The organism is Arachidicoccus ginsenosidivorans, assembly GCF_007971385.1.
Lineage (GTDB): Bacteria > Bacteroidota > Bacteroidia > Chitinophagales > Chitinophagaceae > Arachidicoccus > Arachidicoccus ginsenosidivorans.
The window spans coordinates 5,620,783-5,633,749 of record NZ_CP042434.1 but is presented as its reverse complement, the minus strand read 5'-3'; the positions used below and the strand labels follow the sequence as shown (position 1 = coordinate 5,633,749).

Genomic DNA, 12,967 nt, shown 5'->3' with positions numbered 1-12,967 from the left:
GTAGTGCTAAATAGTAAATTTAACCTTGCAGCTGCTTGAAATCATCCAGTTATCGCCAAAGAAGGTGGGGTAAAAAGCCGGCAGTTTTACAACACATGGACTGTTACTAAGCAAGTTTGCTTGCATGTTTAGTGTCAAATAAATAAATTTCCCAGTGATATTAAATGTATATGTTCAGCAAGTTAACCGTATTTTTCCGGGGTAGCGTATGCAATGTGTGGGATTTTACACATACTTCTCTGGATTTTTTTTGTCCAATTAATCTAAAATTACATTAGATTTGGCTAGCTTTTTTTATAAAATAGCTTAAGGTGGTTTTTTTGTGATCATTTTCTAAAACTGTAATTATTGTAGTCACTTATATGTTACCACAGGGGGATGTCATATTGGTGGAAAGATTAAAAAACAAAGACTTTAGTGCTTTTGATGAACTTTATCTTAAGTACTTCAAATTGCTGTGCACCAGTGCCTATTTTTTCTTAAAAATGAAAGTGACGCTAAAGACGTGGTGCAGAATCTGTTTGTAGATATATGGGAGAAAAAATTGTACAATAATTTCCATAATGATGTAAAAGGCTACTTATTTTTGGCTGTTAAGAATCGGTGCCTGAATAGGATAAAAAGCCAGGCAGTACAAGACAAGCGAAATGAAATAGCCATGTCAGTTGGAGCAGCCTTGGAGCAGGAGCAAGATCCGCTGCCCCAGCCAGATGTTGAAGCAGCATTAAGGGAGATGTTACATACCATGAAGGGGCAAAAACTGACAGCCGTCAAAATGGTTTATCTGGAAGGGAAAAAGTATAAGGACGCAGCCAATGAAATGGGCATTAGCGTCAATTCATTAAAAACACATTTAAAAAGTGCATTGAAAATGTTAAGGTTAGGCCTGAAAGAGAAAAATCATTAACCTATTTTGACATTTTACTGTTACCTATTATGATGGTGATTGATTACGATAAAATATTGATGCTGTATTTAGAACGCTTAACTGGGACCATCAGCCCGGAAGAGGATGCGTGGCTCACTGGACGACTGTTGGCTGATCCAGAGGTTCAACAGATTTGGGCACAAATAGAAAGGGAGGGGCATGCTATTGATTTACAGCTATTTACTGAGAGTTTATCTGCTAGTCAAAGTCTAAACTTACTCAAAGAAAGCATAAAGACGGCAGAACCAGAGGTACGGCGTTTTCAAAAAATCACCTGGAAAAAACGCTGGGCTGCTAAACTCTCTATTGCCGCCTCCATCTTATTGCTGTTTGGTTATGGTTGGTTTTATTATAATCATCATAAAAAGATCACAGATACGAATGCAATTGTCTCACTAATCACCAGCGGACAGCAGCCCGTGAGCCTGCAATTAAGTACTGGTAAGAAAGTCTATTTAAATAATAAGACACCACAAAAAATTGCTGTAGGGAAGACCGTACTTGCGGCCAGCGATCAAAATTTAGCATTTTCCCCTGGCCAAGATACCAGCAGTAATTTACTTGTCATTCCCAAAGGGGAAAATTATCAAATTACCTTATCTGATGGCACCGAGGTTATATTAAATGCCTCCTCCTCGCTAAAATTCCCCTTCCATTTTGGCCGAGCCACCCGGGATGTATATTTAACAGGAGAGGCCTACTTTAAGGTAGCCAAAGACAAACAACATCCCTTTATCGTCCACACACCGCTCACCCAAGTGCAGGTAGTAGGAACGCAGTTTAATATCAATAGCTATGAAACCAATAGGGTGACTACAGCCCTGATTGAAGGAAAAGTCTTGACCAGTACCAAAGGGGAGTCGCCAGTGGATTTAAATCCCGGCCACGCAGCCGTATATACAACCACTAGGGGCTTCACGGTTAAACCAGTGGACACACAGGACGTCATCTCCTGGATCAAAGGGGTTTACTATTTTCATGACCTTACATTGCAAACGCTAGCTGGCAATATGAGTCGGATCTATAACGTGGAAATTACCATTGACAATGCATCGATAGCCGCCAAATCAGTATCCGGAATATTAGACCGGTCAAACCTACCTGCATTATTAGAAGATCTTAAAACCACTATGGGCATACAGTATTATTATAGCCAGGATAAACTGCATATAAAGTAAAGCATATAAAGTCCTTTAAACAACTGAGTATTCATAATGCATGTAGTCTGTGTAGTATGTTGAATATAAGGTAATTGGGTGGCCTGTGAGCCTGCTTAGTGCAACCCGTTTATGGCGCTGCAGACCAGAATTTTATTGACAGCTTCTATTTTTACTTTCGGCCGAAAAAAATAATTTCATTTTGCTTCACCCTTTTTCGCAGATGGGTTGCCCTAGTAAGAAATAGGCTAAGACCAAATGAATATTCAGTTAAAAAATTTTGGCGGCGCAATTGATATATTCACCGATTTATCTTTAAATTGTGTGGCAAACGATAATATTGATCAGTATATCGATATGCCGCAGCAAACATCATCACAGGCAGCTACTTTTGAGCAGGAGTTCAAAATGCATTATAGTTTTCTATGCACCATCGCTTACAGCATCGTGGAAGATCAAAATGCATCAATGGATATTGTTCAGGAGTTTTTCCTTTACTGCTGGAAAAAAAGAGACGTTATTGAAATTACCCATACATTTAAAAGCTATGCCGTCAGAGCCATTCGCAATGCTTCTTTGAACTATATTAAAAAACAAAATAGAGTAAAACTGGCACAGATAAATGACCTGGAATTGAAGGCAGATATAGCCGATACAGAAATAGATCTGAACGATGAAGGCAAAAATGCCGCCTTATGGAAAGCCGTGGGCCAATTGCCTGAGAAACGCAAGCAGATTTTTCTTTTAAGTAATATTGAAGGCCTAAAATATCAGGAAATTGCTGATAAACAAGGCGTTTCTATAAATACCGTTAAGACCCAAATCCGGTTAGCCTTACAGTATTTACGAACAGAGTGCAGCTGGATGATCAACTGCCTGCTGTTAATAATTTCCATTGAATTTTCAATTTTATTCACCCTATTTTAAAGTTACGTTGCCTTTTGTATAAGTAATAAAGATGGAAAATAAAGACAACCATATTGATTGGGACAAACTACTTGACCTCATGGAGCGCGAGATAACCCAGCCCGCCTCGCTTACTAAGGACGAGAAAGCACTACTGGATAACGCCCGGGAAATGCGCCTGCGCCTAAATATGGATCGCTTCCCGACAGATCAGGGGTGGGAGCGGTTTGTAGCCACTACCAAGCAAGAGGCAATACACACCAAAAGGCGCAAACTATATTTTTGGCGCTGGGCAGCCGCAGCAGCCGTACTACTTAGCGTTGGTGTCAGCCTTTGGTGGCTAAATACAAAAAAACAGGCGGCGCAAAAAATCGCAAAACAAAACACAAACCAGATAATGCTCAGGCGCGCTACAGGAGCAATAGTTGTGTTGGGGAAAAATACCCAAACAATTACAGACAGCACAGTCCATATTCAGGCAGACATACACGGCGCAGTTTATACCGCATCAGCAAAAAATAGCAAAATTGCACAGGGCGTGCTCAATATTTTTGATACCCTGGAAGTTCCCAGAGGAAAAACCTATGCATTACAGCTGCCAGACGGTTCCAAAGTGACCTTAAATGCAGCATCCAAACTTATTTTTCCAGAGGCCTTTGAGGGAAACAAAAGACAAGTTTATGTTGTGGGAGAGGCCTATTTTGACATAAAACACGATCCGAGTAAACCCTTTGTCGTCCATGCCGCTCAGGCTGAGATGACCGTGCTTGGAACCACTTTCGACATCAATACCTTTAATAAGGGTTTGAAAACCACGCTGGTAAGTGGTAAATTAATGGTGAGTACCGCTACAAGTAAAGTCCTGTTAGCTCCTGGCGATCAGGCTATTTGTGATGAAGCAGGTAGTATTAGCACCCAAAAGGTGGATGCCAGATTAAGCACCGCCTGGTATCATGGAGACCTGTTTTTTGACAACGAAACTCTAGGCACTATCACCAGAGCGCTGGGTCGAACTTATAATTATGATTTTGAATTTAAGGACGCTGACTTAGAGGGGATTAGGTTGACCCTTGATATGGCTAGACCCAGCTCCATTGAAGAAGTATTAAAGCAGATAAGATTGACCGGTACAAAGTTAAAAATAAATATTAATGGTCGTACGGTAACTGTTCAGGACGATCACTAGCCACAAAGCTTAAATAAGACAAACTATTGTATTAAAAAATACACATGACAAGCCGCGTATTTGACTGGGTATAAAGTCAAATAAGAAGGGCAGCCATTCAAAAATCCTATTGATTATACGTATGCAACAAAAATTATTACGACCATCCATTACAGAGGGTTCAGGAGGCGGTGTGTTTAAAGTGCTGATCTGGATCTGCCTTGGCTTATCTTGCTTTGGGACGCTTAAAGCCCAGCAAACGGATACCAAGCAAATATTAAGTGAGAAGATCACCTACCAAGCAGACCATACACCACTGGAAACCGTATTAAAGGAACTCAGAGCTGAGACCAATCTGCGTTTTACATTTAATACCGCCCTTGTCCGTAAACAACGCAGCGTAACCGTCCGAGTAAAGCAAGTAACACTAAGTTCTCTGCTCAAACAAATCCTTGCAGGTACGGGGCTTAGTTTTGCCGAGTCCATGGGGGCGTGGTAATTTTTGAGGCACCCAAAAATAGTGAACAGAATCAGGAAGAAAAGGATTCAAAAGCGTCCTCTGACAGCAAGGTTAGCATCATTTTAAAAGGCCAGTTGGTGTCTCTGACCGGAGAAACCCTGTCAGGAGTCACCATCACTGCCCCTGAATCCCATTATATGGCCATTACTTCTTCCAACGGCTTATTTGAGTTAGCCGCGAGACCTGGAGAAAATGTACATTTTAGCATGGTCGGGATGAAAACCCTAAATTACAGGGTAACACAGACCGATAACAATACATTTTTGAAATTGAAAATGGACAGCAGTGTTCATGAAATAGCGGATGTCGTGATCAACGGCTATCAGGCCATGGACAAAAGAATGGTCGTTGGATCCACCACTGTTTTAAATGCAGATGAGTTTTTACAAACAGGGGTTGCTTCATTGGATCAGATGTTACAAGGTAAGGTGCCAGGACTTATGGCTATTAATAATTCCGGGAGCCCAACCGCTTCTCCCAAACTCAGAATAAGAGGGACCTCAACCATTATTGGGAATGCGTCACCTATTTGGGTGGTGGACGGCGTTGTTCGCCAGGATCCGGTAAACCTAACACCCCTTCAGATCAATGCGGCCCTGGAAAACACAACCAGTGCAAATTTAAATATCGTAGGCAATGCCATCTCCGGCATTAATCCATATGATATAGAAAGCCTGACATTTTTAAAAGACGCCTCTGCTACTGCCATTTATGGGGTAAAAGCTGCCAATGGCGTCATCGTCGTAAAAACAAAAAAAGGAAAGGCGGGGCCTGCTGTTGTGCATTACAACACACAATTAGGCCTCACAGGCCGGCCAACCTATAGTAGAATTGATGCCATGAATTCTGCTCAGCGTATTGACGTTTCCAGAGAAGCCATTTCTAAAGGCATCTATTATGCTTCCATGTCTACTCCAGCTTCCTATGAAGGATTGTTGCAGCAACTTTTTAACCGGCAAATCACTCAGGAAGTCTTTAGTGATAAAGTCAGCCAACTTGAATCCATGAACACAGACTGGCTTAAAATCCTTGCCCGTAACCAGTTTAATCAGGGGCATACACTCAGCGTATCAGGAGGTGCCGGCAAAAGTACTTATTATGTTTCCGGTGGTTACCAAAACTTGAGTGGCACTTATACCGGCGACAACGTTAAATTATATACCATGATGGCTAATGTGCAGGGTGATATCAGCAAAAGACTGAGTTATCGTGTGGGTATAAATGCCTCGCTAAGAGAGGCAAATGGTTTTTTTAACTCTGTCAATCCTAGCGATTATGCACTAAAGACTAGTAGAGCTATATCTGCAGATTCACCCTATGTTAAAACGTACTCGAAGCAAAATGCTGTCATGGGCGTTTATCCGTTCCACTATTCAATATTAAACGAACTGGCGCAGACCGGTAATAATAATGAAACACAAAACTTTCAGGGGACCGTTAGCTTAAGTTATAAAATTTTGCCTGGTCTGACATACCAAGGCCTCTTTAGTGGATCTATGAGTGGTAAGCGGTCCTTTCAGTTTGCGGCTGATGGAAGTTATTTTGCTTCCGTATATAGAGGGTACGATATTGATGAGCCTGTAACTAGTGCGATACAGGCAGCCTCGAGCCTTCCTTTTGGGGGCATCGCTTATCCTGCAAATACAAGTGTGGTCTCTTACACGTTACGCAACACACTTGGGTACATTAGAAGTCTTTTTGGTAATCGGGATCAACTGTCGCTAACAGTAATCCAGGAATTATCTTCTACCAAAACAAAAGGCAATAGCTCATTGGAGCTTGGTTATTACCCAGATCGAGGCGAGACTTACTTCTCCTTGTATTACGAAGCCGACCGAGACGCGATAACTAATTTGTACCATACTGTTAGTCAAACGAATACCTTAATCAATACAATAAGTTATATTGGGACTGCTGCATATATGATTAATAATAAGTATGTTTTTAATGCCAATGTTCGAACAGATGGCAGCAACCGTTTTGGTCAATATGCAAATCAGCGTTTTTTGCCAAACTGGAGTGTAGGGTTTCTATGGCATGTAGGAGACGAGGCATGGTTTGATAAGACCAATATTGTGAACCAGTTGGACTTAAGAGCAGACTATGGCACCCAGGGTAATGTTGTGACAGCAGTTGGTCCTGAATTAATAGCCACTTATCCTAGTGTACCGCTCACCAGGGTCTCCAATGAATATTATTTAACTCTGGGTTCCTTGCCTTATCCTGATTTGCGTTGGGAGAAAACGGCTAGTTGGGATCTGGGCATTGATATGACGCTCTTCAAAGGCCGTTTAATGATCGCAGCCGATGCCTATCATAAAAAAAGTTCCAATCTGCTCATTACAAAAAATATTCCCGAAGAATATGGGATTGTGTCCATGTATCAAAACTTCGGCAAAATGAAAAACTACGGCTGGGAAGGGACTTTGACGGTAAAGCCAATAAAAACAAAAAAGTTCACGTGGACACAACAGTTTGTGTATAGTCAAGTACTTAATGCTGTAGGACAATCTGATTTAAAATATACTTATAAAGATTATGTAAGAGGAAATGCGATTGTTCAGGGTAAACCACTTGGCTCTTTTTATTCTTTTAAATTTAAAGGACTCAATCATGATTATGGGTTTCCTGTGTATGATTTAAATGGTGCTGATAATCATCCTGTTTCTAGCCCCGCTGATTTTTTAGTGTATTCTGGAAGACAGGATCCTGCGTTTAGTATTGGGACCTCAACCTCGCTTCAATATAAAAATTTTATACTGACCGCCAATTTTTATCTTGCATTTGGCAATTATCATCGACTTAATCCTATTTATGATGGCTATTCCAATAATTTTGGTACAAAAGCGAATCCAGGCATACCAAAAGCCGATGAAAATCTGCCCAGAGAGCTGGCCAATAGATGGCGTGTTCCAGGAGATGAGTTAAAGACAAATATCCCGTCGAATACAAACTGGTCTGATCAGGGCGGATATGTAAGTTTTTATGCATCGGGTGGTGGCAGTGACAATGGCGCAGCTATTCTTAATAATGTATCACCCTATTCCATTTATGATTTATCCAACATTAGGGTGGTTAATGCCAGTTATTTACGGTGCCAGTCCCTTATGTTGAATTATATACTGCCAGCATCCTTTTATAAAACTTTGGGTATTAAAGGCGGCAATCTCGCTTTTACAGTAAATAATCCCTTTGTTATTAAAAGTAAAAAGATGCTTTGGCAAGACCCTGAAAATGCAGGTATTGGCACGGGGTCTATGCCAACCATCGCTTCCTATTATTTAACCATGGGCATCACGTTTTGATCAAAATAAATGATGATAAAATGAATTATAGAAATTTAACCAAAGACCGCATTATAACAAGCACAAGTAGCCTCCGTAAGAACATGGATTTAGGGGTGCTTTTTATGTTGGGTATCATTTGTTTATTAAATTTTAGTTGCAAAAAGTTTTTAAAGGAGTCCAGTCAAAGTGAATTTACCCCTAAAACAACAAAGGCCTTTAGCGAATTGTTAATGGGGTCGGGGTATCCGCTGCTTAATGCTGATGCACTTAATATCGCTGTTTGTTTTTTCGATGACGATATCCAACAGTATTCTTCTCCTATCATTAGTTCAATCCCTGATGTTATATCGACTAGATGTTTACCAGCTTATAGTTGGCAACCAGATTTTTTCGAAGGACTAAAATCCAGCGGGTTTGATGCTGCCGGAACCTCTATTGATGGATATAGAAATTATTATAAGCATATTATCGGAACCAATATTGCCATCCAATATGGAGAAGGTTCTAATGGTACTCAGAAAGATAAAGATTTTTTATTGGGGCAGGCCTATGCCTTAAGGGCTTATTATTATTTTCAATTGGTCAATTTATATGGCAGACCCTATAATGATTCCACGACCACGCCGGAAAAGAGTCTTGGGGTGCCCTTAATATTGTCAGCCAACGTATCAGACAGCATGCCTAAAAGAAACACGGTAGCTGAAGTGTATAAACAAATTGTCAGTGACCTAAATAATGCATTTGAAAAACTGGATCAGGAGAAAAGATCAGATGATATTCATCGCATTGATCATGTAGCGGCACATTTTCTAGCCAGCAGGGTGGCACTTTATATGGGGAAATGGGATAGCGTGATAAGTGATGCGAGTTATGTCATCCAATATCACCCTGCTTTAATGGATTTAAATGATTGGTTTCCAAGAGTATTACAGCCTAATGGCCAATATCGATTTTTGCCTATTGTCGGCGATGACAATGTCGAATCCATTTGGGTGTATGGTAATGTTCAGGAAACCTTTCCGTTTGGCAACGAGACCCAGTATAACATGTCGCAAAGCTTAATACAGGCATTTGATGAAAAAGATTTAAGGGCGCAGATTTATTATACGAAAGTGCCCGACATTATTTTGCCTTTTGTTACAACACCTGCGCAAGCAAAAAAATGGACGTCGATTAATGGAGGTTCAAGGGATGCTTTCGGCTGTGCATTTAGAAGTTCCGAGGCTTATTTGAATAGGGCAGAAGCCTATGCTGAGAAATTTATAATGACTGGCGAAACGACCTTTGAGCAAAAGGCACTGGACGACTTAAATGCGCTTCGTGTCAAACGCTTTAAACCAGAAGATTATGTACCACTAGGGCCAATGCCTCCAGACTCACTTTTGCAATTTTGTAGAAATGAACGTAGAAGAGAGCTCTTTATGGAAGGCCAGCGCTGGTTTGATTTAAGACGATATGGGATGCCAGCAATAACCCATACTTATAGTGCCATTAAGGGGCAATCAGTAACTTATATACTAAATAAACACGATCCTCAGTATACCTTACAGATACCACAAACAGCCACAGATTTAAATCAAAATTTGAGTCAAAATGAAGCTGGCCCTAAAAGGGAGCCTCAATAGGGAGGCAAATCATAAGGGAAGTTTGTAGTACACTGATTATTAAATTGATTAAAAATTGAGTTTATGCATCATAAGTTTTTATTAAAATATTATTTGCTTGTGCTTTTTATGGTAGGGCTTTTTGCCTGTCATAAGGAAGAGCCACTAGTAGTGTCAAAGCCCGGTACTAATTTATTGTACAGTTTACCGCAAGGTGATCATCCATATGATAACGATATTGTTCAGTTTTATCATAAATATAACTGTTTTATTTTATATAAATTTGACAGCGTGGATTATAATTACAATATGACAGGCATTGTAAGAAGTAAATTATCTATAACGCCTGCTGATTCAAATTATATCGCTCAGGCATTAACCTTCATGCATAAGAATTTATTTGATGTGTATCCGGAAAGTTTTTTACAGAAAACCATGCCTTTTTCTATTTTACTCTCCTCTGAGATCATGATTGACACTTCACAGGTGTTTACTCAAAGGTATTATTTTGATGCATATTGCAGTCAGCGTGGAATAAGCTTTGGACTCGTCAATGATTCGTTTCCAGAATTGACTACTCAACAACTTAATCAGGCCAGAGGGTGGCTAAATATGGTGTATTGGCAAGCGGCTTTGGCAAATGGTCATTTATCCTACCCGGATGGGTTTACAGCGTTATCTGTTCCGAATAATCAGTATGATTTGGTGCTGGCAAATCAGCATAAATATGGAGTTCTGTCATCATTTTTTAGTCATTATTTTGGTCCTTATGATTATACGGCGGATTTTTTAAGTTATATTATAGAAATCACTTCCACTGATTCTACCACCTTTGCTAATACGTGGTTAACTCCCCAGGTGGATATTAATGGACTATACAAGAAAAAATACGAGCTAATTATTAATTATTATAAAACGAATTATGGCATTAATCTTCAGGCTATTGGGGATTTAAAAAATTAATGGTTCTCTGAGTAAATATCCTGTTTAACCAGGACGCGATATTGTTGCGGTGTTGTGGGGTGCAATTTTTATGTAGGTTTTATTTTTTTCTTTGAAAGGATCGAAAAAATACCTACACAAAAATTCACCCTTTTTTTATTTTGATTGCCTTATTGATATAACGACATAATATTTCTTCCATTTAACTTCTGAATTAAGTATGACTCTTCCGCATAAAAATAATAATTTCACCAATGGCACCCTTCCAAGGCGCCTGCCCCGTTTATTGACTCATTTAGGGCTAAGGCTATTGTCAGGCCGTTTGCCGCGTTTAAGTTTGACGCTGTTCCTAAGTTTATTTTTGGGCCTATTAAGCAGTGTGCATGCTCAGGCGGTTGTGCCAGACAGTACAGTCAGCTATCAGGACGCCATTATTCAAGCCACCATCAATAGAATCGATAAATTACATTATCACCCCAGAGCGCTTGATAGTACGTATAGTGCACGCGTATGGTCAAATTATTTAAATCAACTTGATCCAGAGCATAGCCTATTTATGCAGGCGGATATAACCACTTTTACCCCTTATAAGTATATTATCGGCCGGGAACTAATGCAAGGTTCTTCCAAGTTTTTCAATGTTGTATATGCTGTATATTATAAGAGAATAAAAGAAGCAGAAAATGTTTTTAAAAATATTATTAGTCGCCCCATTACCTTTAATGAGCAAACAACCTTTACAGTCAATAGAAAGAAATTACCTTTTCCAAATAGTAATGAAAGGCGAGCTGAGGTGTGGAAACAGGTGATTAAATATGCTGTTCTGAAACACTATATGGAAGCAGATTCAACAGGAAGTTCGCTGACTAAAAAGCAGCTGGGTCTGGATCCGGCACTAAAAGCTGCCTCCATTGATTTTGTCAACAAATGGTATAGTGATTATTTTAGAAACGCCATTTTGGGAAGTGCCATCAGCAATAAGTTCGCTCTTTATCTAAACACTGCTGTCAGTGAAATTGATCCCCACACGGCATATGTAGCTCCAAGGGATAAATCCTTTGAAGCACTGATTACAAAGCGGTTTTATGGGATTGGCGTGGAACTGGGACAAAAAGGGGTAGATCTATATATAAAAAGAGTGATGCAGGGCGGGCCAGCTTATAAAAGTGGCCAGATTTTAGAAAATGATGTTATTGTTGCTGTAGCCAACCAAAAAGGTGAATTGCAACCCATTAGTGGGATGGCGCCTACGCAGGTAGCCAATATGATCAGAGGAGAAAAAGGAACATCTATCAGCCTTCAGGTGGCGCAACCAGGGGAGTCACCCAGAACGGTTAATTTACAAAGAGGTGAGGTGATTGATACCCATAACAAAGCCAAAAGTGCTATTATAGATATAAATGGCCAAAAACTGGGCTACGTATATCTGCCTTTATTCTACCTGGATCCTAAAAATGATGGCAAGGGTGGGGCAGGATTTGATGTCGCCATGGAAGTCATGAAATTACAGGAAAACCAAGTAGATGGTATTATAGTGGATTTAAGAAATAATCTGGGTGGCTCTTTGCCGGACGTGGTTAAAATGTGTGGCACGTTTTTGCCACCAGAACCAGCCGTTACCTATTTAAAAGATAAGGATACGCTCAGTGGCATGGGATTTACCCAAAATGGCCTGGTTTATTATACAGGACCGCTGGTGGTACTCGTAAATGAAAACACCGCCTCAGCCTCAGAAATATTTAGTGCAGCCATGCAGGATTTTCACAGAGCCATTATTGTGGGAACGACCTCCACCTTTGGTAAGGGTACCGCTCAGACGGTCTTAAACATGGGCAAACTAGGAGATCCGGAAAAGGGAATCCAAAATATCAATTACGGATCTATGCGACTAACAGAAAAGAAATTTTATCGGGTAACTGGTGTGTCAACACAGTTAGCAGGGGTAAAGCCAGATATTGTCCTGATCGATGAAATGTTGATAAATGCGCCCCGGGAAAAAAACTATTATTCAGCCTTGAAATCTGACAGTATAAAATTGCCTAACTATACACCACTAAAAAACAATTATAATTACAAATATGTGGTAGCGAATGCTGAAAAAAGGATAAGTCAGAATCCTGCCTTCAATATAATCACCCGTGATTTGAAGAGCATTGGCGAATTAAGCAAACTGCCGCAGTCCTTAAATGCAGCCACCTTTAAAACGCAGTATTTAAAATTGAAGGCCATTAATGACAAATTTAAAAAAGACAACCAGCTGCCCCAAAATGAATACTTAACGATTCAAGGGGCACAGTATCAAAGCATACGTCCTGATCAATTCAAACCAGATCCAAGAGATGCGAAAGACTATCAAACGTGGATCGACGGATTAAGTAAGGATGTATACCTAAAAGAAACCGTAAATGTTCTATTGGATGTTATTAAAAGTTCAAATCACTAATCTCTTTAAAATATT

The 12,967-nt window shown here is 40.0% G+C and carries 9 protein-coding genes; all 9 read left to right on the top strand.

Going from position 1 to position 12,967, the window contains the following annotated elements:
* The first annotated feature begins 457 nt into the window (after positions 1 to 457).
* The 9 genes from FSB73_RS22580 to FSB73_RS22540 all read left to right on the top strand — a co-directional run bounded on the left by FSB73_RS22580 (position 458) and on the right by FSB73_RS22540 (position 12,952).
* Positions 458 to 907 carry a sigma-70 family RNA polymerase sigma factor gene (locus tag FSB73_RS22580; RefSeq protein WP_158639682.1) on the top strand — a complete coding sequence of 150 codons (450 nt, stop codon included), beginning with the start codon at positions 458 to 460 and terminating at the stop codon, positions 905 to 907.
* Positions 908 to 936: 29 nt separating this feature from the next.
* Complete coding sequence (locus tag FSB73_RS22575) at positions 937 to 2,106, top strand: FecR family protein (protein ID WP_146787622.1); 1,170 nt, start codon at positions 937 to 939, stop codon at positions 2,104 to 2,106.
* A 303-nt stretch (positions 2,107 to 2,409) separates the two neighbouring features.
* On the top strand, positions 2,410 to 3,012 hold the full coding sequence (locus FSB73_RS22570) for an RNA polymerase sigma-70 factor (protein ID WP_158639681.1): 603 nt from the start codon (positions 2,410 to 2,412) through the stop codon (positions 3,010 to 3,012).
* Between the two features lie 31 nt (positions 3,013 to 3,043).
* A complete protein-coding gene (locus FSB73_RS22565; RefSeq protein WP_146787617.1) occupies positions 3,044 to 4,177 on the top strand; it encodes a FecR family protein in 1,134 nt (377 codons plus the stop codon).
* Between the two features lie 121 nt (positions 4,178 to 4,298).
* Positions 4,299 to 4,655 carry an STN domain-containing protein gene (locus tag FSB73_RS22560; protein WP_146787614.1) on the top strand — a complete coding sequence of 119 codons (357 nt, stop codon included), beginning with the start codon at positions 4,299 to 4,301 and terminating at the stop codon, positions 4,653 to 4,655.
* Entirely contained in the window at positions 4,649 to 7,981 is a 3,333-nt protein-coding gene (locus FSB73_RS22555) for a SusC/RagA family TonB-linked outer membrane protein (RefSeq protein ID WP_146787611.1), read from the top strand. The genes FSB73_RS22560 and FSB73_RS22555 overlap by 7 nt, the downstream gene beginning before the upstream one ends.
* A 20-nt stretch (positions 7,982 to 8,001) precedes the next feature.
* Positions 8,002 to 9,588 (top strand): RagB/SusD family nutrient uptake outer membrane protein, encoded by a 1,587-nt coding sequence (locus FSB73_RS22550; RefSeq protein WP_146787608.1) that lies wholly within the window; start codon positions 8,002 to 8,004, stop codon positions 9,586 to 9,588.
* Positions 9,589 to 9,651: 63 nt separating this feature from the next.
* A complete protein-coding gene (locus tag FSB73_RS22545) occupies positions 9,652 to 10,530 on the top strand; it encodes a hypothetical protein (protein ID WP_146787605.1) in 879 nt (292 codons plus the stop codon).
* Between the two features lie 199 nt (positions 10,531 to 10,729).
* Positions 10,730 to 12,952: a carboxy terminal-processing peptidase gene (locus FSB73_RS22540; protein ID WP_146787602.1), complete on the top strand. Its 2,223-nt coding sequence runs from the start codon at positions 10,730 to 10,732 to the stop codon at positions 12,950 to 12,952.
* Positions 12,953 to 12,967: the final 15 nt, after the last annotated feature.